This window comes from Halanaerobaculum tunisiense (genome assembly GCF_054657635.1).
Genome location: NZ_BAAHYI010000001.1, coordinates 216,182 through 237,146 on the forward strand (window position 1 = coordinate 216,182; position 20,965 = coordinate 237,146).

At 34.2% G+C, this 20,965-nt stretch carries 24 protein-coding genes and 1 other annotated feature; of the genes, 2 read left to right on the top strand and 22 right to left on the bottom strand.

The window, feature by feature from the left end:
- Positions 1 to 114: 114 nt before the first annotated feature.
- The 4 genes from ACYQ3D_RS01050 to aroF form a co-directional block, all read right to left on the bottom strand.
- Positions 115 to 867: an MBL fold metallo-hydrolase gene (locus ACYQ3D_RS01050; RefSeq protein ID WP_459835204.1), complete on the bottom strand. Its 753-nt coding sequence runs from the start codon at positions 865 to 867 to the stop codon at positions 115 to 117.
- A gap of 25 nt (positions 868 to 892) precedes the next feature.
- Positions 893 to 1,816: an alanine-tRNA synthetase second additional domain-containing protein gene (locus ACYQ3D_RS01055; RefSeq protein WP_459835206.1), complete on the bottom strand. Its 924-nt coding sequence runs from the start codon at positions 1,814 to 1,816 to the stop codon at positions 893 to 895.
- 194 nt (positions 1,817 to 2,010) lie between these two features.
- Positions 2,011 to 2,157 (bottom strand): hypothetical protein, encoded by a 147-nt coding sequence (locus ACYQ3D_RS01060; protein ID WP_459835208.1) that lies wholly within the window; start codon positions 2,155 to 2,157, stop codon positions 2,011 to 2,013.
- A 176-nt stretch (positions 2,158 to 2,333) separates the two neighbouring features.
- A complete protein-coding gene (gene aroF / locus ACYQ3D_RS01065) occupies positions 2,334 to 3,146 on the bottom strand; it encodes a 3-deoxy-7-phosphoheptulonate synthase (RefSeq protein ID WP_459835210.1) in 813 nt (270 codons plus the stop codon).
- Between the two features lie 87 nt (positions 3,147 to 3,233).
- Positions 3,234 to 3,482: a binding site (T-box leader), on the bottom strand.
- A 130-nt stretch (positions 3,483 to 3,612) separates the two neighbouring features.
- On the opposite strand from aroF, the gene ACYQ3D_RS01070 reads away from it, so the two are divergent.
- Positions 3,613 to 3,888 (top strand): hypothetical protein, encoded by a 276-nt coding sequence (locus ACYQ3D_RS01070; protein WP_459835212.1) that lies wholly within the window; start codon positions 3,613 to 3,615, stop codon positions 3,886 to 3,888.
- Here ACYQ3D_RS01070 and ACYQ3D_RS01075 read toward each other — a convergent pair.
- From ACYQ3D_RS01075 to sigG, 5 genes are all read right to left on the bottom strand, one after another.
- Complete coding sequence (locus ACYQ3D_RS01075; RefSeq protein WP_459835214.1) at positions 3,885 to 4,538, bottom strand: hypothetical protein; 654 nt, start codon at positions 4,536 to 4,538, stop codon at positions 3,885 to 3,887. The two genes, ACYQ3D_RS01070 and ACYQ3D_RS01075, sit on opposite strands and share 4 nt — an antisense overlap.
- Before the next feature lie 10 nt (positions 4,539 to 4,548).
- On the bottom strand, positions 4,549 to 5,001 hold the full coding sequence (gene nrdR, locus ACYQ3D_RS01080; RefSeq protein WP_459835216.1) for a transcriptional regulator NrdR: 453 nt from the start codon (positions 4,999 to 5,001) through the stop codon (positions 4,549 to 4,551).
- Between the two features lie 122 nt (positions 5,002 to 5,123).
- Complete coding sequence (locus tag ACYQ3D_RS01085) at positions 5,124 to 5,381, bottom strand: YlmC/YmxH family sporulation protein (protein ID WP_459835218.1); 258 nt, start codon at positions 5,379 to 5,381, stop codon at positions 5,124 to 5,126.
- A gap of 106 nt (positions 5,382 to 5,487) precedes the next feature.
- Entirely contained in the window at positions 5,488 to 6,204 is a 717-nt protein-coding gene (gene spoIIR / locus ACYQ3D_RS01090; protein ID WP_459835220.1) for a stage II sporulation protein R, read from the bottom strand.
- 2 nt (positions 6,205 to 6,206) lie between these two features.
- The gene (gene sigG / locus ACYQ3D_RS01095; RefSeq protein WP_459835223.1) at positions 6,207 to 6,989 is read right to left on the bottom strand and encodes an RNA polymerase sporulation sigma factor SigG; all 783 of its coding nucleotides are present in this window, start codon (positions 6,987 to 6,989) and stop codon (positions 6,207 to 6,209) included.
- A 193-nt stretch (positions 6,990 to 7,182) separates the two neighbouring features.
- On the opposite strand from sigG, the gene ACYQ3D_RS01100 reads away from it, so the two are divergent.
- A complete protein-coding gene (locus ACYQ3D_RS01100; RefSeq protein WP_459835226.1) occupies positions 7,183 to 7,710 on the top strand; it encodes a LysM peptidoglycan-binding domain-containing protein in 528 nt (175 codons plus the stop codon).
- A gap of 77 nt (positions 7,711 to 7,787) precedes the next feature.
- Here the strand turns inward: ACYQ3D_RS01100 and cobC are convergent, their stop codons facing one another.
- From cobC to cobU, 13 genes are all read right to left on the bottom strand, one after another.
- Positions 7,788 to 8,396, bottom strand: coding sequence for an alpha-ribazole phosphatase (cobC, locus tag ACYQ3D_RS01105; RefSeq protein ID WP_459835229.1), 609 nt, complete (start codon positions 8,394 to 8,396; stop codon positions 7,788 to 7,790).
- A gap of 168 nt (positions 8,397 to 8,564) precedes the next feature.
- Entirely contained in the window at positions 8,565 to 9,221 is a 657-nt protein-coding gene (locus tag ACYQ3D_RS01110) for a peroxiredoxin (RefSeq protein ID WP_459835232.1), read from the bottom strand.
- A 98-nt stretch (positions 9,222 to 9,319) separates the two neighbouring features.
- Positions 9,320 to 10,444, bottom strand: coding sequence for a threonine-phosphate decarboxylase CobD (gene cobD, locus ACYQ3D_RS01115; protein ID WP_459835235.1), 1,125 nt, complete (start codon positions 10,442 to 10,444; stop codon positions 9,320 to 9,322).
- 4 nt (positions 10,445 to 10,448) lie between these two features.
- Positions 10,449 to 11,330 carry a GHMP family kinase ATP-binding protein gene (locus tag ACYQ3D_RS01120; protein ID WP_459835237.1) on the bottom strand — a complete coding sequence of 294 codons (882 nt, stop codon included), beginning with the start codon at positions 11,328 to 11,330 and terminating at the stop codon, positions 10,449 to 10,451.
- A 309-nt stretch (positions 11,331 to 11,639) separates the two neighbouring features.
- Positions 11,640 to 12,374, bottom strand: coding sequence for an adenosylcobinamide-GDP ribazoletransferase (gene cobS / locus ACYQ3D_RS01125; RefSeq protein WP_459835239.1), 735 nt, complete (start codon positions 12,372 to 12,374; stop codon positions 11,640 to 11,642).
- Complete coding sequence (locus ACYQ3D_RS01130; RefSeq protein ID WP_459835241.1) at positions 12,374 to 12,967, bottom strand: cob(I)yrinic acid a,c-diamide adenosyltransferase; 594 nt, start codon at positions 12,965 to 12,967, stop codon at positions 12,374 to 12,376. Before ACYQ3D_RS01130 ends, cobS begins: the two co-directional genes overlap by 1 nt.
- Before the next feature lies 1 nt (position 12,968).
- Entirely contained in the window at positions 12,969 to 14,348 is a 1,380-nt protein-coding gene (locus tag ACYQ3D_RS01135) for a cobyrinic acid a,c-diamide synthase CobB (RefSeq protein WP_459835243.1), read from the bottom strand.
- Between the two features lie 309 nt (positions 14,349 to 14,657).
- Positions 14,658 to 15,602: an adenosylcobinamide-phosphate synthase CbiB gene (cbiB, locus tag ACYQ3D_RS01140; RefSeq protein ID WP_459835246.1), complete on the bottom strand. Its 945-nt coding sequence runs from the start codon at positions 15,600 to 15,602 to the stop codon at positions 14,658 to 14,660.
- A 132-nt stretch (positions 15,603 to 15,734) separates the two neighbouring features.
- Complete coding sequence (locus ACYQ3D_RS01145; protein WP_459835249.1) at positions 15,735 to 17,249, bottom strand: cobyric acid synthase; 1,515 nt, start codon at positions 17,247 to 17,249, stop codon at positions 15,735 to 15,737.
- Entirely contained in the window at positions 17,246 to 18,775 is a 1,530-nt protein-coding gene (locus ACYQ3D_RS01150; RefSeq protein WP_459835251.1) for a cobyric acid synthase, read from the bottom strand. Before ACYQ3D_RS01150 ends, ACYQ3D_RS01145 begins: the two co-directional genes overlap by 4 nt.
- Before the next feature lie 51 nt (positions 18,776 to 18,826).
- The gene (locus ACYQ3D_RS01155; RefSeq protein WP_459835254.1) at positions 18,827 to 19,564 is read right to left on the bottom strand and encodes an AIR synthase related protein; all 738 of its coding nucleotides are present in this window, start codon (positions 19,562 to 19,564) and stop codon (positions 18,827 to 18,829) included.
- A gap of 2 nt (positions 19,565 to 19,566) precedes the next feature.
- Positions 19,567 to 20,046 (bottom strand): ECF transporter S component, encoded by a 480-nt coding sequence (locus ACYQ3D_RS01160; protein WP_459835256.1) that lies wholly within the window; start codon positions 20,044 to 20,046, stop codon positions 19,567 to 19,569.
- 110 nt (positions 20,047 to 20,156) lie between these two features.
- Positions 20,157 to 20,747: a bifunctional adenosylcobinamide kinase/adenosylcobinamide-phosphate guanylyltransferase gene (cobU, locus tag ACYQ3D_RS01165; RefSeq protein ID WP_459835258.1), complete on the bottom strand. Its 591-nt coding sequence runs from the start codon at positions 20,745 to 20,747 to the stop codon at positions 20,157 to 20,159.
- Between the last annotated feature and the right edge of the window lie 218 nt (positions 20,748 to 20,965).

The window sequence follows — 20,965 nt, forward strand, 5'->3', positions numbered from 1 at the left end:
TACCTCCTATTCTAAATAATTCTACTATTATACTTATGAAACTAACAGTTCTTTATTACTCCTAGGAGGTATTTATTGATTTTATCCTTACCCTCGACCTCAACCTTGTCCTTGTCACTCGTCACTTGTCACTAAATACTCCCTACCAACTCTACTAAGCTCCACCTTAACTTCTGTCGGTGGAATCTCTGCTCTTATCTCCTCTAGCTGATAACTAGAACCCAAATGAGTTAAGAGCAATTTTTGTACTTGAGCTTGCTCTCCTAACTTTACTGCTTCTTTAACTGTCATATGCCCGGCTTGTCTTTTATCTTTGTCCTGGTCTAATAAACTTGCCTCTGCTAACAACAAATCACTATCACTAAAAAAGGAAGTTAAATCCTCTTGCCAAGCAGTATCTGCTGTATAACCTACTACTTTATCTCTCTGACTAACTTTAATTCCATAACATTCTTTAGCATGATCTGTCTGCTTAAAATCAAATTGTAGATCACCTAATTGTAAACTAGTACTAGCTTTAATCTGTTGTAAGTGATATTCCTTTCCTACTTTATTTCTAATATAACTTAACTCTTGTCCTGCTGTAAAAGGTAAATAAACTGCTAAAGCTTCTTGTCTCCTTCCAGATTGTTGGCCTAACATTAAAGCGTAGTGTAAAGGCAATAAATCTATAAAATGGTCCTCATGTAGGTGAGAAATAATAATAGCATCTAACTCCTGATAATCAATTATCTTATTTAACTCAGGCAAAACTCCAGAACCAATATCCAGTAAAATAGTTTGCTTATCTGTCTGTAATAAATAACCTGAACAGCCCGCCTGAGCAACTGGATAAGGAGAACGATTTCCTAGTACAGTTAACTTCATCTTATCACTCCCTATAAACATTAACTTATAGTTGACTTAATTTAAATTGACTCTCTTCTTCACCTACTAATCCAGCTAATAAATATAATCCTGTTTTAGGATCAAATTCTAAATCTTTTAATCTAAAACCTGTTATTTGGCCCGTACTATCAACATGAATCCTAGGACCTGTACAAGTATAAATACTATCTCCTACTTTAATATGTTGTTCATCATGAGACTTAACTATAACATCTTGAGCAATATAATCCTGTACTTTCTTTTCTACTTGGGAAATATCAACCTCTAACTTATTTTTAAAATGTAGCACAAAACCACTTTTTATATCACTATGATAATCGGGCTCAGGATTTTCTACATTCATCTCCTGGAGTACATGTGTAGTTAAATCCTCAGCAGTATGAGCCATCCACCGATTCACAATAGAATTAAAAACAATTTTAGCTATTTCTTCTGGTTGCGGGCCAAATATCCCCGGCCTTGTAACTAATATTTCCTCTCCAATTCCAAGCAATAAGTCCGCCTTAAGCTCTAAATGATCAGCTAATAACTCAAAATGTTCAATTACTACTCTACATCCTTGTTCAATTGCCTCAATAATAGCTTCAGCTAACTTCCATGGTTGAGTAAAAGCAGACTCAAAGCGAGCATCAACATGATAAGTATGACTGACAAACTCTCCCTCTTCCGCCTGATCTAAAATTGGTAAGGGGCGAATATTAATTCCTGTATCATCATTAGTCAAAGTAAGTCCCGGAAACATCCCCCGAATCAATAGTGATTTCCCAGCTCCAGCATCCCCAATTACTCCAATCAAACTATCCTCAGGCACTAAATATCTCTGCGAGATTCGATCACCTAATCTTGTCAATCGTTTCTTACCTCGCGGAGCAAAATAAACTGCTTGGGCAAAACTAGAAATTATAATTCCTCCTCTCCAGTTAGTCATGAGTTATCAGCTATGTGTTGTATGCAAGTTCAAATTCAAAATCTTTAAACAAAATCTAAAATATTTAAAAACCTATATTCAATATATTATATCATACTATCTAACTCATAATTACAATTTTTTATGTTATTTTAAATAATATCAACAAAAAAATTAATAGCCCCGGAATTGGCCCGGGGTTAAAAAATTTATTATTAAACTGAATCTGCTTCTAGATCATCAACTAAATCTAAAGCAGCATTAATTTCAGCAGACTGAATATCTAACTCTTCTGTTTCTAATAAATCAAAAACATCTTCTTGTTTATTATCCACTATCATTTTTAATACATAAATAGACATAAAGTTTCCCCCTTTTGAACGATAAATTCCCAACTAATTATTTACATCATTTTTACTATCTTAGCTCGATTATAACTTCTACATGTCATACTTTCAAGCATTAATTAATATTCTTAATATTTAGTCTCCGATTAAATGATAAAAGAGCAATACCTAACAGGCATTGCTCTAAAAAATTATCCAGATAATTTTTTATTAATAACACTAGCTACTCCATTTAAATCTGTAATTAAATTAGAAAAATCTTTAAAAGTTAACGATTGTTGTCCATCACATAAAGCCTCCTCAGGATTTGGATGCATTTCAACCATAATTCCGTCGGCTCCAGCACTAATTCCTGCTCTAGCCAACGGATTAACTAAACTTCTTTTACCAGTACCGTGACTTGGATCAATTATAATCGGTAAATTTGCTTGTTCTTTAATTAAGGCAATAGCATTTAAATCTAAGGTATATCTTGTAGCAGTTTCAAATGTTCTAATTCCTCTCTCACACAAAATAACATTAGGATTGCCATGACTAATAACATATTCAGCTGCTAATAACCATTCTTTAATTGTAGCAGCATAACCTCTCTTTAACATTACTGGAGTATCTAGCTCTCCTAACTTCTTTAACAAACTATAATTTTGCATATTCCGCGAACCAATCTGTAAAATATCAGCATACTTATCCACTAATTCTAAATCTTCAGGGTCCATCAGCTCAGTAACAATCTGTAATCCAGTTTCAGCTTTAGCTTCTGCTAATAATTTTAACCCTTTTTCTCCTAAACCTTGAAAACTATGTGGTGACGTTCTAGGCTTAAAAGCTCCTCCGCGTAAAACTTGACCTCCTTGTTTCTTTACTTCTCGTGCTGCTGTTAATAACTGCTCTCTACTCTCTACTGCGCAAGGACCAGCCATTACTGTCAATTGATCACTCCCAACTTTAACATCTCCTACTTCAATAATCTCTTTATGCTCGGTCAATTCTAAATCATCTAACATACTACTCCCTCCTCAATAATACTTATTAATTTACAATTAAAATCAACTTTTATAGTTCAAAAAACTAAAAAACCCACTTTTTCCGTCGCTTAGGACGAAACAAAGTAGGTTAGTTCCGTGGTACCACCCTAAATAGATTATAAATCCCTGCTAAACAGATTTATAATCCACTAGTTAGAAATAACGGTTCCACTGCCGGTATGATTTACTTCTCTTTCCATCATACAGCTCCAGAGCGAAACTTCAAGTAAAGATCTTTAGAGATGCTTACAGCCGATGACATCTCCTCTCTACAAAGAACAACTTTACTCTACTCAACTCCTTCTTTGCTTTTTTCCCTTATGCAGATGTTAAACATATTGTAACAGACAAAATAATTATTGTCAATAACTAAACTAGTATAAATAAGCTATTATTTTACATACTAAATAATAACCAATTAAGAGACTACTAGAGGTGATCTAAAATGTCTTATCTAGAACACATCACAGAAAAAGAAACAACAGGCTATTCCTTTCAAATTAAACACAAAAATCTAGAACTACCTCGAGATTTATACCTTAATAACCTTGACCACTATGAAGATCCCTTTTCTGAAGAAGCAGCCCAACATTTAATCGAAGAGTATCTCGATTGGATAGATGAACAAGGACTATTAGGAATGGTTCGGCTCCAAGATAATCCTGAAGAAAATAAAGTAGAATTAGATGCTGCAATCAGATATCTTATTCCAGAAGATTAAAAGATTTCAGGTAATTTTCTCTCTAGTTTTTGCATTGTTTCATAACTCTGCCATTGATTAAAAGAAGGATGGGGAATATCAGTAATTATTTCTGTCTCCTCTATAAGATTAACTTGCTCCTTAACCAGGTCCAAATAACTAGCAGCAAATCTACCGCAAGGAACTAAGTATTTCAATTGTTGAGTTGCTTCTAAAGCAGAAACTAAACGAGTCTTAAAATTAGCTAGAATAATTTGTTTTACCAAATTCCAACTTTCCTTGCGATGCTTCTTAGCTTGATAATTAACCCGTAATTTTTCTAAAACTTCTACTACTTCCTGATCTAATCTAGTTAACTCTTGATCTGCCAAAGCTTGCTGTTGCATCGGAGCTGGGCTGACATTTAACAAACCAAACTTTTCTATACTATTATAGCTAGCTTGATATTTATCTTTATTAGCTACTAATTTCCCAAAAGCATCATCACGGTCTGCTCCATAAATAAATTTAGTCATTTCTACTCCTGAACTACCTGCTACAGGATAACCATGCTTTATCTCCTGCGTATGAGGTGATTCCAAAATAAATAGTAACTCTGTTGCTTCATAATATACATCATCTACATTATATGTCTGCAAATAATCATTAACTGCTAAAGATAAATCCTCCATTATGTCACTCCTAATCCTCTAGTAATTTATCCAATTCTTTTCTAAAAGTTTGAATATCTTTAAATTGCCGATAAACAGAAGCAAATCGCACATAAGCCACTTCATCTATCTTACGCAAAAAGTCTATTACTAATTCCCCAATCACTGTACTAGGTACTTCATTCTCCATTTGATTTTTAACCTTTTGTTCTACAGAATTAACTACTCCTTCTAATTGTTCTCTAGAAATTGGCCGTTTCTCACATGATCTTAATAGACCATTAAGAATTTTATTACGATCAAATCGTTCTCGACTACCATCTCTTTTAATCACCATCACTGGTAAGTCATCAATCCGCTCATAAGTTGTAAATCGTTCCCCACATTCTAAACACTCACGCCTTCTGCGAATAGTTGTATTATCCTCTGTAGCTCGAGAGTCAATCACTTTACTTGCTTCATTAGTACAGTATGGACACTTCATAATTAGTTAGCTATCTGTGCAGATAACTAATTTTCCCTCCCTAGCAAATTATTTTGATTATTGTTTTTAATTATAATACACTAGTTAATTTTATTCAATCTTAATTCTAAAAGACTTCTTATTTATTCTGGAATTTCTGCACTTAACTCTTCATTGGGTTGGATTAAGATAACATCATCTCCTATTTTATGTATTTCAGACCACGAAATATAGATCTCCTCACCAGCCCCAAAAAAACTAAACATCTTATTCTCCTTAGGAACTACTAAGCCCTTAATCTGTCCTCCAGATAAGTTCACATCAACATCCATCACCACTCCTAACCGTTGGCCTGTATTAATGTTGATTATTTCCTTAGCTTCTAATTCTGAAGTGCGCATTCTAACTCCCCCTCTCAAAAGTAGTAGCTTTATAATAAGTATATGTATCAAACATAAGTTTGTTACAAAAGAAACTAAAAAGAGTCCAGAAGATTATACTGGACTCTTATTTAGCCTTGGAATTCGATTCATTAGAAAATATTATTTTACTCAAGCCAGGAAAAGAAGTCTCTAAAATATGGGCCAACTTCAACTTGGACTTTACAAACTCCGGATTATTTTCGATCACTTCCACTAATTTAAACTTAAACTCCACTGGTAATTCTTCTTTATCTTCAATAGCTAATTGATTAACCTCCTCCTCTGAAACTTGATCAATTGAGTCAACAAAACAAAGTGGAGGGAAGAGAACACACCACCAATTTTCTCCTTGACCTGACCCTAACACAACTCGTAAAGCTTGATACTTGCCAGCAGGTAAAGTCAAACCACTATAACTGCGAGTAGGGAATTGGTACCGACCTAATTTAAGTTCAACTCCATAATCAATCTCCTGCTCTCTTAATTCAGCTTTAATAATCTCCTTTAACTGAGGGAAATGTTCCTTGATTATCTTTTGTGGAGTAGACTCTCCTTCTGGGGAAGTATTATATAACTTAGTTGTCTCTTGGATTATTCTATCTCTAATATCTCTTTTAATTCGCTGATCCTGTAAAGAATTACTATTAGCTATTACATGTAAGCGGACTAAACTCTCAGCATTAGTTACCTTATTAACTTGTTCTGCTTTTAAAGCCAGACCACTTCTTAATCCTACTATAAGTAATAAACTAATTACCACAACCGTGGTAATTATAATTACAATTCTCCTACTAGCACTCATTATCATTCCTTCTCCTTAACATACTTCTTTAGATCCTGTAAAGCAGATTTTTCTAAGCGAGAAACCTGGGCTTGAGAGATTCCTATCTTACCAGCTACCTCCATTTGAGTTTTACCTTCATAAAAACGTAAGGTTAAGATCATTTTTTCTCTATCCTCAAGTTGGCGCAAGGCTTGTCTAACAGCAATTGCTTCTAACCAATCCTCGTCATCTGTACTATCATCACAGACTTGGTCCATGACATAAATAGGATCTCCCCCATCATGATATACAGGTTCAAAAAGAGATATTGGATCTTGAATAGCATCAAGGGCGTGGACTATTTCCGCCCGCGGAATACCTAGTTCCTGAGCTACCTCAGTTAAATTAGGCTCTTCTGATTTCTTATTCTCTAAATTCTCCTTCATCTGTAAAGCCTTATAGGCTGTATCTCGCAGAGAACGACTAACTCTAATAGGATTATTATCTCTTAAGTGGCGCTTGATCTCACCAATAATCATCGGTACAGCATAAGTAGAAAATTTTACATTCTTGCTTAAATCAAAGTTATCTATTGCTTTAATCAATCCCATACAGCCAACCTGAAATAGATCATCAATAGGTTCTCCCCGGTTATTGAATCTCTGGAGCACACTCAAAACTAACCGGAGATTTCCTCCAATAATTCTATTCCGGGCTGCTACATCTCCTTCATGCATTCTTTTAAATAGATCTCTCATCTCTTCATTAGATAAAACAGGTAACTCAGAAGTATTGACACCAGAAATTTCTACTTTTTTTCCCATAGACTCCCCCCTAATCCTATCAAATTAGGATACAGCGAACTTATCATATCTCTAACTAGATACACTTTTATTATCATTAACAGTATTAGTTGTAATCAAGTTAGATATACATTTAATTCTTTTTTTATCTGCTGTAACAAATCAGTGATCAACTACATAATCTATATTAGCAACTACTAAAAGGAGGCTAACAATGACTAATAGTCTAGAATTAGCTAATAAATTATTACAGCAAGAAAAAGAAAATCAACCTCTGTATAGTCAACTAAAGACCGAACTGGATGATCCTCGCTATGAAAGAATAACTCAAGCCTTACGCAATCTTCAAGCACGACAAATCAATATCTTAAATACCATCATTGAAGAACTCGAAAAAGAACCGCCTACGCCCCCTAGCAGACGCTACTATATCCAGCATATCCTGCAACCTGGCGAATCGCTACAGACGTTGGCCCGAGAATATAACACAACTGTTTCCCAAATCAGAGAGGTTAATCCTAACCTCTCAGACGAACCCCAATCCAGTCAACTAATTAACTTACCAATTGAAATTCCTGAACCACCTACCGACCATATTAAGTATTATGTACGAAGCAAAGATACCTTATACAATATTGCTCGCCGCTATAATATAGATATAGACACTTTAGTCAGACTAAATAATATTGCTGATCCAAATGTACTATTCCCAGGTAGAATCTTAATTATTCCAGGCGACTAATAGTAAGTTCGATATCAACTAATATTACTTAGCAAAAAAATAAAACCCGCTGGGAATATTCCCAGCGGGTTCACTAGTTAATCTAAATGAGCTGTACAATTAAACGATTCTAAAATTACCTCTTCCTCATAAAACTGAATTCGACTGATTGCTGTATTAGACTGTGCTAAACGCCAACATTTACTCAGTGGCATCTCTAAAAAAGTAGCCACTAAGACTCTAATCACTCCCCCATGAGCCACTACTAAAATTCTATCTTGCTCTTGAGAATTTAAAATATCTTTAATTCGAGTCACTACCCTTGTTTGAACTTCTCCTAAATTTTCCCCCTTAGGAGGCCCATTGTCAACTGGATTCTCCTTCCAAGCTGCAAAAGCAGCCTGATAATCTTCTTCCAGATCAACAAAAGTTAAACCTTCCCAGTCTCCAAAATCTATTTCTTGGAAAGCTGTTTTTTTCTCTATAGCTAGTCCTTGTTTTTTAGCTATAATTTCTGCTGTCCGAGAAGCACGACTTAAGTCACTAGTATATATAGTATCAAAAGTAGTCCCCTCTAATCTTTGAGCTAACTTCCTTGCCTGAGCTAAACCTGTATCATTTAAAGGAATATCCTTATTGCCTTGAAACTTACCAGCTTGATTCCAGTCTGTTTCGCCATGACGCACCAATATTACTTCAGTTCCCATATAGCTCCTCCTATCTATAGATTGAATAATTCACTACTGAAAATAATTAATTAGTTCCTTACTATTTATTAGTTCTCTTAAGAAACAACAATTCCTGGTAATAGAAATCAGTAATACTATTATAAGAGGCCAACTCTTAATTGAATAAGAACTGGCCTTACTACAAATTTATCCTCTTCTATTCGGTAGTTCTTTACAACAGAAATACCAATCTACACAGTTCTCTCCTCCAGCTCTCTGCTCTGCTTCCTTAGTAGTTTTAGGAGGAGACAAGATAGCTTTATCTCCTGGTTCCCAATTAGCAGGAGTAGCCACATTATATTTATCTCCTGTCTGTAAGGCATCAATCAACCGCAAGATTTCATCTACGTTGCGTCCTACCTGTGGGGGATAATATAAGATAGACCTTACAATTTGATCGGGGTCAATAATAAAGACAGCTCTTACTGTACTAGTATCACTAACCCCTGGTTGAATCATTCCGTATTTATTAGCTACTTCCATTCCTAAATCAGCTATAATAGGAAAAGGAATCTCCACATCAAAATTTTCTTCAATATTTCTAATCCACCCGATATGAGCATAGACACTATCAATACTTAAGCCTAATAACTTAACATTTCTTATTTTAAATTTATCATAATTTTGGGCAAAAGAGATAAATTCAGTCGTACAGACAGGGGTGAAATCAGAAGGATGAGAAAATAACATCAGCCACTTACCCCGATAATCAGAGAGACTAACTTCTCCTGCAGTAGTCACAGCAGTAAACTCCGGAGCAGGATCTCCTATTATTGGTAAACTAACTTCTTTACTAGAACTCATCTAGCTATCAGCTCCTTTAGTAGTTCTAGTAAATACTATTCAATAATAGAGAAAATATGTATACTATGTTTTAGAATTCGTTTCTATCCTTCAACCCCTCAGGTTTGCTTGCCATACAGACTGTTCTGACCTTTACTATTATAGTGTTTACTTCTTAATAATTCCTGTAATTTATTAAGCAACTGCCGATTATCCTCTCTACTCTTAACCGCTAACCGAATAAAATCTTCTCCTAAACCAGAATAAGTATTACAATTACGAATCAAAATACCTTGTTGGCCCAACTTCTCCTCCAACCTAGTTGCAGTCCACTCATTGTCAGCTAGATTGACAAAAATATAATTAGCATAAGGGTAATACACCTTAAGCTGAGAAAAATCAGCTAATCGCTGATACAAAAATTTCTTCTCCCGAGAAATAGCCTCTCTAGTCTGAGCAATATATTCTTTATCCCTTAAAGCCTCTCTTCCTGCTAACTGGGCCAAATAGTTCACATTCCAGGGATCTTTACCAGCTCTTAACTGCTTAATCAACTCTTGATTAGTTACTCCATAACCTAATCTTAAGCCAGGAATAGCAAAAAATTTAGTTAAAGAACGTAATACAAATAAATTATCATAATCATTAACTACATCAATTACTGATATATCTTCTTCTAAAAAATCTACAAATGCTTCATCCACTACCACAAAAGTACCTTGACTGGCAGCATAATTGATTATCTTAATTACCTCTTCTCTCGTTAAAAACTTTCCAGTAGGATTATTAGGATTACATAAAAAGAAGATATCAACTCCAGCTAATCTAGGTAATAAATCATCTACATTAAGAGTAAATTCTTCTTCTCGCTGTAGTTGGAATTCTTCTACAGTTCCTCCTGTACTCTCTACTGCTGATCTATACTCTGAAAAAGTAGGAGCCAATACCAAAGCATCTGTAGGCTGTAATACTTTAGTCAATAAATAAATTAACTCTACTGCCCCATTACCGATTATTAAATTATCCTTTTCTATATATACTTGATCAGCTATTACTGACTTTAGTTGACTATATTCTAGATCAGGATAGTTCTTTATCCCTATTAAATTATTCTTAATTACTTTAGTTACTGATCTAGGAGGCCCTAAAAAATTTATATTAGCACTAAAATCAATTATCTCGGCTGGATCTAAACCATACTCTCGAGCTGCTACCCTAATATTTCCTCCATGATCTTGTTGCAAGCTATCACTCCTTTATCTGATAACCACCATTAATCAATCTAGTCTCAGTAATATATTCTAAACTAGGCAATTTATTTCTGATTTTAGCCAAAACAGACTCTGATTTTTCTTGTGAAGCTAAAATAACACCTACTAAAGTTCCACTATGTGCTATATTAACTCCTAAAATATCTTCTTCATACCTAGCTAACTTAATTAATCCTTCTAATTGAGGCTTATATAACAGAGACTGATTCGCTAAACTACTTATAGTAGCCCCTTGTCCAACTAATCTCATATCTCCTGTTTTAAGTCCTCTACTAATTAATTGATAAGCCTGTCTGACCTTCTTTTCTTTCTGTAACTTTAATTTAGTTAGATCCTCTCTAGCATTAAACTCAAGTGTATCCACCTCACCCCCAATATCAAAGATTAAAAGAGGAAGAGGCTTTATCTGACCTAAATTAGATAGATGCTGAGCCTGCAAATGATTAAAAGCTACTATTCCTGATAAAAAACAACTATCAGTTGGTTCTATAGATATAGCTATCTCTTTAACTAACTCAATATCTACTTCTTGGCCTAAAATTATCATCGTAGCAATAATACTAGCTGTAATATCTGCAGTGCTACTAGCCATTCCTTTACCTAATAATAAGTCAGACTGCAAGTTGACTTGCAAACCAATATGTTGATGATTAAAATATTCTAGTGTCTTCTCAATAGCAAGCACTGTCTTTTCAGCTTGTTGATTAATTCTAATATCAGATAAGGAATTATCTTTCATAACTGTTACGTAACTATATAAATCAACTGGACAACTAATCAGCAGATTAACTCCAGCAATTATTCCCTGCATCAACTCCCCACAAGTTCCCGGAACTTTAACTGTTACTTTTTTTGTCATCTTCAGGACTCCTCAAAATTACATTATAATTGACAATTAAGACAATCTTTAGACTATTGTTAAAGTGAAGTAATATTGATATATTGTGTCACCGCAGGTGACACAGTCGTCAGCTGTGTGTCGTGTGCTATCAGCTAATTCAAAACACTTAAATTCTAAATCTAAACCCTTATAATTCCTATATTCTAAAGGTTTGAACTATATCTATGGTTTTGAATTGAAGAATTTGACTTGGCTCACGACACATAGCAGACAGCTGATAGCTGATATAATGTGGCACGAAAGTGCCACATTATATCAATTTATTCTCTATAGAATAATAATTAGAACTAATAATGAAACTACCTCAATTAATTCATTAACAGCACCATAATTATCCCCTGTTAATCCATCAATTTTGCCCATAATTATTTTAGCCAATATTACTGTAACTAGCCAGTTAGCTAGTAAAATTAATATCCCTTGTATTCCAAATAAGAAAAATCCCCCCAACAATGTCCAACCAGTAGCTAACAAAAAATGTTTCAACTCTAAATGTTCCTGGTACGCTTTTCCCAGTCCTTCTTGGCGAGGGTAGGGATAAAAAAAGGCTACATAAACCATAGCCCACCGACTAATAGTAAGAGAATAGACTAAAATTAATCCTTTATACTGCATTGGAATCTCTACTAACAAACTAAACTTTAATAACAATAATAACACTAGCCCAATTACTCCAAAGGCTCCTACTCTGCTATCCCTCATTATATCTAATATTCTTTCTTTACCTCGACCACTAAAGATACCATCACAAGTATCCATCAATCCATCTAAATGAAGCCCCCCAGTTAAGACTACCATCCCAATTATTAATAAGGCATCGGTCACTAATGGAGGAAAATATACTACTCCCAACTGATTAACTAAACTTAAAATTGCTCCTAACAAAGTTCCAATCACAGGATAATAGACCATTGAAGTACCAATTGATCTATCATCATAGTTTAAATCTAAATTAATCGGAATTCGAGTAATAAACTGTAAAGCTAATAAAAACTTATTCATTAATATTCTATCCCTCGTCTACTTTTAATCCCTTGTTCCTGAAAAGGATGTTTAACTGCCTTCATCTCTGTTACTAAGTCAGCTTTCTCCAAAATCTCTTCTGGCATCCCCCGCCCAGTTAAGATCAGTTCTGTCTCTTCCTTTTTTAAATCAATTAAATCTAATACCTCAGTAACTGTTAATAGATCATATCGTAAAGCATTATTAATCTCATCTAAAATAACAACATCTGTAGTAGCATCTTGCAGTACTTGAGTTGTATACTCATAAGCCCAGTCAACAAACTGTTGGTGAATCTCTTGGTCTTCATCTTGACTAACAAAACAATCTCCACAACCTTGACAATCCAGCAATCCTTCTTTAATTCCTGCTGCATAAGAACAACTCTTGCCAAATTGCTTAATATTAAAATTAGGTAATCTTTCCGTAGAAAATAGTTCTCCTGTATAACTACTTCCTTTCAAATACTGAATCATCTCTACTTTAAATCCATGTCCTACAGCTCTTAATCCTAAACCTAAAGCAGCAGTAGTCTTGCCCTTCCCCTTACCAGTATAAACTTGAACTAAGCCTTGCTTTAATTCTGTATCCATCTTAATCCCTCCCTTTATATTCTTGACAATTCTCTAAAAATCTATCTATTAATCTAGGTTGACTCCCAAAATGTAAATGCACATAACTAGCCAATAAATTATCACTTATAACTCCTTCAGATCTACCATCCTTACCTTTTCCCCCATACAAATAATAACTATAGTTATTATTATCTGCTAAATTAATTAATTTAGAATAGTGAAATTCATGCCCTCTAACTTCTGCCCCTTGTTGCAATAAAATATTATCTGTAATTGCTTTAGCTTCTACATAACCCATTGCCTGTAAATTATCTGTCATCTTAATTTGAGCAGGAACTACTCCTACCATAGGAAAGCTTTTATCTTCATTATCTATAATTTCTTTAGTTAAATACATTAAACCTCCACATTCAGCATAAGTAGGTAAGCCATCTTTAATCTGTTGGTAAATATCTTGTTTCATACTTTGGTTGCTAGCTAGTTGCTGTAAAAAACTCTCTGGAAAGCCTCCTCCAATATAGAGTCCATCAACCTCAGGCAGTTTATTATCTTCTAAAGGGCTAAAATATTTTAGTTTAACTCCTCTACTAGTTAATAAATCAAGATTATCTTGATAATAAAAATTAAAAGCCTGATCATAAGCTACACCTAAAGTCAGATTATAATCTTTAGTAGCTCCAAACATCTTCTTTTCTTTAACTTCAAGAACTGACCCATCTTGAGAGATAGAAACTAACTGCTCTAAATCAATATATTCTGTTATTAATTCTACTAATTGGCCCACAAAATCATCTAACTCTTTAGTTTCAGCTGTCGGAACTAACCCCAGATGTCGCTCAGGCAATTCTAAATCTTTTTGATAAGGTAAATATCCTAGTACTTCAACTCCAACTTCCTCTTCTAATGGTTTCTTTATCATCTCATAATGTCCTTTACTCCCTACATTATTAAGAATCACTCCTGCTATATTTAAATCAGGATCAAAATTCTGATAACCATAAGCTAAAGCCCCAGCACTTCTAGCCATTTTCTTAACATCCATAACTAAAATTACTGGTGCTTGTAAAATCTTAGCTATATGAGCTGTACTTCCTGCTTCATCTGTTCCCTTTTTCCCATCAAATAAGCCCATAACTCCTTCAATGATTGAAATATCACTTTGATCTGCAGCATTTAGAAAAGACTCTTTAACTCCTTCTGCCCCTAAGAAAAAACTATCTAAATTCCGTGATTGATTCCCTGTTACTAAAGTATGAAAACCTGGATCTATATAATCAGGGCCAACTTTATAAGGCTGTACATCATAGCCTTGCTTATCTAAAGCAGCCATCAAACCAATCGTCAAAGTAGTCTTTCCTACTCCACTCTGGGTTCCAGCAATTACTACGCGAGGATTCACTTTATTCCCTCCTAACATTTTATACGAATATTTTACTTTTAAATGATACAGTATTGATATAAAGTGGAACTTAAGTTCCACTTTATATCAGTTGTTAGCTATGAGCTGTGAGTTGTGAGCTAGTTCAAAATCAAAACAATAAATCTAGTTCAAGTTCTCAAAACATAAGGTTGATAGTAGTTTTGATTTTGAATTTAAAGGTTTTGAATTCCTGTGAGTCCTATGGACTCTTCGTGAAAATCTGCTGATAGCTCATAGCAGATAGCTGACAACTGTGTCACCTGCGGTGACACACTATATCAATTGAACTTAAATTATCATTTGTATAGAATAGTAACATATGATAAAAGCCCCAACATTCCAGTACATCAGTTGTATTGTCTGTCTAATCTGCTGTGGTTGAAATCCAGCCTTAGCATCACCTAAATAAGCTCTAAAACTTTCCCTTCCTTGATAGTAATTAATTCCTCCTAAGCGAACCTCTAAAGCTCCAGCAACAGCCGCTTCAGGGAAGCCAGCATTAGGACTAGGATGTTTACTAGCATCCCTAATCATAATATCTATAACACCTCTCCAGTTATCACCTGTAAATAAAGAAGCAACCATAAATAATAACCCTGTTATCCGTGCCGGAAACCAGTTAACTAGATCATCAATTTGGGCTGCGGCCCAACCAAAATACTGATACTCCTTATTTTTATAACCCAGCATAGAATCAAGAGTGTTAATTGCTTTATAAACCATTGCTACAGGAGCTCCACCAATAATTCCATAAAAGAGAGGAGCAATTATTCCATCACTAGTATTTTCAGCTATTGTTTCTATAGTTCCTCTAGTAACTTCTTCTGTAGTTAATTTGTCAGCATCTCGACCTACAATCCAATCTAATTTTCTTCTAGCTAAATCTAAATTATCATTAATTAATGGTTGATAGATTGATTTCCCAGCCTGGGACAACCCTTTAATTGCTATTGTAGTAGCCAAGATCCAGACTTCACTTACCAATCCTAAGTAATAATTAATATAATAAGCTAAATCAATCAACTTTTGAGTGATTAAATAAGTACTGATAATTATAATTATGGCTAATATAATTCCTGCTATTCTTTCTAATTCTTTATCAAATAACTTCCTTAAAAATTGCTCTAACCATTTAATCCCCCAACCAATAATTACTACTGGGTGAGGATACCACCTAGGATCACCAATTATTAAATCAACTATTATTGCTAGTAATACTATATACTTATCCATCTTCTCACCTTCCATCAAATTCAATTTACAATTGACAATTAAGAATTGACAATTAAAATTATTTTTTATCTTTTATAAACAGTTCTATTGTTTAAATAGCTTTTGAATTTAAATTGGCTCACGACTCATAGCTCATGACTCACAACTCATAATCCGATACAACAACTCCATATCCAAACTATCTCTAACCACATCTGCCAGTTGATTATAAGCTTTTTCTCTATCCTGCTTAACTGAAAAACTATTATTATCTATGGGGGATAATCCTTTTTTTACCCTTAACTGATTAATAAAACTCCTTCTAAATTGATCATTATCAAATAAACCATGGATATATGTTCCCCAGACTAGATTGGACTGGTTATAGGCCCCATCTAAAATCTGGACTTCTTTTCTAGAACGCTCTGTAATTTCAAAAAGTGGATCAGCAGTTGGCCCTAGTTCGGTCTCTCCTACATGTATCTCATAACCTGTTACAACTTCTTGTTGAAATTTAAATATATTATTTTCTTTAACTCTAGCTTCTATCTGGTTAGTAACCTTATCTGTTAATAAAGTAGTCTCTATATCTAACAGACCTAATCCTGCAACTTCTCTGTGGTCTGTTTCTACTCCCGATGGATCATAGATAACATTACCTAACATCTGATACCCACCACAGATCCCTACAATTGGTACTTTTTCTGCTACCTGGTTCATAATTTTTTCTGGGCAACCAGTCTGATATAAGTACTCTAAATCTTCAATTGTATTCTTACTCCCGGGCAAAATAATCAGATCCGGACTTCCTAATTCCTCTTTAGGATCAACATATCTTACTCTAGTCTGCACCTCCTGTGCTAGAGCATCAAAATCAGTAAAGTTAGATATATGAGGTAGTTTAATTACTACAATATCTAATTGATAATCTTCACTACCCTGCTTATAACTGGGGATTGAATCCTCTTCTGGAACTTTGCAATCACTTATATAAGGTACTACCCCTAAGATAGGCACTCCTGTCTCCTCTTCAATATAATCTATACCAAATTCTAACCGTTTTACATCGCCACGAAATTTATTAATAATTATCCCTTTAATTCGATCTCTTTCCTCTTCAGTAAGCAACTCTAAAGTTCCAATAATACTAGCAAAAACTCCCCCTCGATCAATATCAGCTACCAGAATAACAGGAGCTTGAGCCAACTTAGCTATCTTCATATTAACCAAATCATAGTCTCGTAAATTTACTTCAGCTGGACTTCCTGCTCCTTCTAAAACAACTGCCTGATACTCACTCTCTAATCTAGCTAAAGACTCTTTGATTGCTTGTAAACCAATTTGTTGCTTACTAAAATACTCTTTAGAAGTCATATTTCTCCTCGGTTGACCATGAATAATTACTTGTGAAGTAGTATCTTCCTTAGGTTTTAGTAAAATTGGATTCATATCTACTGTTGCTTCTACTTGAGCAGCTTCAGCTTGCACAGCTTGAGCCCGACCAATTTCTCCCCCTTTTTTCGTTACATATGAATTCAAAGCCATATTTTGCGACTTAAAAGGCGCTACATGATAACCATCTTGGGCTAAAATCCGACTTACAGCAGCTGTTAGAATACTTTTACCTACATCTGAACCTGTTCCTTGGATCATAATTTTTTTGGTCATTCAAATTCACCTCCTTTTAATATTTCATAAAATAACTCTAAATCAAGATTATCTCGGACTACTTCAGCTAATCGATCATAATTCTGTATTAACTCTTCTCTACTAGAAGAATAATCTTCATCTAATCTAGCCAATCCTTTTTGCATCCGTAAGCTATTGATAAATTCTCTTCTAAATCGATCATTAGCAAAAATACCATGTAAGTAGGTACCCCAGACTGTTCCTTGTTGATTGCAGGCTCCATCATATAATTCTACCTGCTGATCAGACCGATAATTGATCTTAAAAATAGATTCAGCTTGATCTCCTAGGCTAGTTTGGCCCATATGAATTTCATAACCTGTCACTTGTTGGCCCGCTAAATCAGAAAAGAAGCTTTCCTCACTTTTTACTTCAGCCTTAACTTGATAAGTTGATTTGTCAGGACTAAAAGTAGTTTCTATATCTAATAACCCTAAACCTTTACTAGCCTTTTTATCCCCTTCAGTTAAATCAGAATCTAATAATTTATTACCTAACATCTGATACCCACCACAAATACCAACGATTGACACCTCTGCTTCTGCTAGTTCAATTATCTCTTCAGCTAAACCTGTTTCTTTTAAATATTCCAAATCGGTAGTTGTATTCTTAGTCCCCGGAATAATTATTACATCATAATTAGACAATTGGTTATCTGCACCTAAATACTTAACTTCTACTTTAGGTTCTAAAGCTAAAACATCAAAATCAGTAAAATTAGAAATATGAGGTAACTCAATAACTCCTATTTTAACTTCAGCTTCTTGCTTAGTAAAATTAGATAAAGAAACAGCATCTTCATTAGGCAATCTGAAATCCCTTAAATAAGGTATTACTCCTACTACTGGTTTACCTGTCTTCTCCTCTAACATCTCAATTCCTGGTTTTAGTAAATCAAAGTCACCTCTAAATTTATTTAGTATAATCCCTTGTACTAACTCTCTTTCTTCCGGTTCTAACAACTGCAAAGTACCTACTACTGAAGCTAATGCTCCACCACGATCAATATCAGCAACTAATAATACAGGAGTCTGATTTAATTTAGCTACCTTCATATTAGCTAAATCATGATCTTTAATATTTATTTCTGCTGGACTGCCTGCTCCTTCTAAAACAACTACTTCATACTTTCGGGCCAATTCCTGTAATGAATCATCTATTATCTCTAAAGCCCAATTGATATACTTTGAATTCTTTCTCTCTAATCCAAAATCACCATAAGGTTCTCCTCTAACTATTACTTGTGATTCTCCTTGGCCCTTAGGCTTAACTAGTAATGGTTGCATCTTAACGGTAGAATCAATTCCTGCTGCATCAGCTTGAATTGCTTGAGCCCGGCCAATCTCTCCTCCATTAGGGGTAACAAAAGAGTTTAAAGCCATATTCCAACCTTTAAAGGGAGCTGTTTGATATCCATCTTGAGCTAACATCCGACATAATGCAGTAGCTAAAATACTCTTTCCTACATTAGAAGCTGTCCCCTGAAGCATAATTGATTTAGTCATTTTTAATCACCATTCCCAACCAGTTATAGATAAACTTCATTTTGAAGTTGACTAACCAGAAATTAATTTCCCAACTACATTAATAGGCTTATCAATTTCTTCTAATCCTTCCAAATTATCTTCCGTACAAGTCACTAACAAAACACTAGATGGTCCAGCTGATTTTTTCAAATCTAAATTTCTATCTTCTAATACTAAATTTAAATTATTACTATCAGCTAATACCTTAGCTTCATATAAAATCCCTTTAGAACCAACAGGTAATATCTCATGAATATAATCCATTTCTAAAAGCTGTAACATTAAATCTAGATCAGCTAGCTGATTTTCAGCTTCCAATACCTCATTCCCCACTTTAGGAAATCCTAAGGCTACAACTACATCTTCTAGTTGAGAAGTTGCTAACCTTAAACTATTATCTTCTACCATTCCTATTACAGTTACTCCTAATCCTGTCTGTACAGTAGGAATATTTTCTTCAGTACTTCCATTTAATATTTTCTTTACTCCTATCTTTTCTAACTCCTCTTTAATTCCAGATATAATTTCTTGTCCGGTAGGCTCTAATTCTACTGTTAAAGTATCAATTACTGAAATTGGCTTTGCTCCACTAGCCAAAACTTCCATCAATGCTACTCGTACAATAAACTGACCTAATAGCTTATTAGAAATTTTCACTTTATCCGCTGGTTTACTCCCGATCCCACCTGCCGAATCACAACTAATTACTAAATTCTTTTCCTTATCTAACTTTATAATAGATATATCTCTAACCAATTTACTCTCCATCTTTAATTACTCCTTGCTATAAACTGGTTTACTAAAACTGCTAATAAAATATTAGCCCCAGAAGCTAATAATAGCATAGGCACTAACCCCATAAAAAAGCCCTTCCCCATAACAGGAATCAAAAGTCCTGGAACTAAAATCCCATTACAAATAACAGTTATAATAACAGCTAATATTATATTCTTCTTGGCTAAATACCCAAAGACTAAACCACATCCAGCCATCCCAACAGCAATTATTAGATGCATTATCCCTAAAGGAAAACCTGCTGTTAATGCAGATACCATATGTCCTATTGCTAAAATAATACTTCCTGGTTTGATTCCTAATAATAGTACTCCCACATATCCTGGCAAAGAATCTAAAGCAATACTACCTACCGGACTCGGAAATTTAAGATAAGCTCCTACTCCAGATAAAGCAATAAACAAACCAATCCTTACCAAACTTAATGTCTTATTTTTTTCTAAGATACCTTCCATAAAAGATCCTCCTTTTTATTTGAATCCTTGTTGAAAATTAGCTTTCTTCTCAGTAAAACTTTGTATCTTTAAATTATTAACACATTCCTTATTACTACTAGCAATACTTATTAATTAAATTGTTGTCTTGTTTTTTCTCCTAACTTTTTAATTTCAACAGGCAAACCAGCATAAGTTATATAAACTTGATCAGCTTTATCAGCTACTAATTGGTTAGCTCTACCAACAATATCCCGATAAACTCTACCTGATTTATAAGGAGGCACTAAACCTTGGCCCACTTCATTAGACACTACTACTAAAGTTAAATCCCTTTCGGCTACTTGACTAATTATGTTATCTACCTCTAATAAGATAGACTCTTCTCTTTCTTGTCCATTAAAATCATATTCTTCCTCATCTAATTCTTCATCATCTAGTAATAAATTAGAAATTAATACCGTTAAACAATCTATCAAAACAACTGAATTTCTTTTTATTTTTCCTAAAACACTACTTACTTCCTTATCTTCTTCAATAGTAGTCCACTCTTGAGGACGAGATTTTTGATGCTGTTCTATCCTTTTTTTCATTTCTTTATCTCTAGGTTGAGAAGTAGCAATATAAGTTACATCTAACCCGCCTAAATCAGAAACAATTTCTTCTGCAAAACTGCTCTTACCACTTCTGGCTCCACCTAGTACTAAAATCAACCTACCCATTTTTATCCCTCTTTTCTTTGCCTTCTTAATCAGTGTACAGTTTACGATTGACAATTTATAGTTAAAACCATAAAATCAACACCCTTTAATATAAGGGATTATAAAGAGCTTGAATTTAACTGTCAACTGTACATTGTCAACTATTAAGATAAAGCATATGCTTTATCTTAATATAGATAGCATAATTTCCTCTCAAACCACAAATCATAATAATAAAG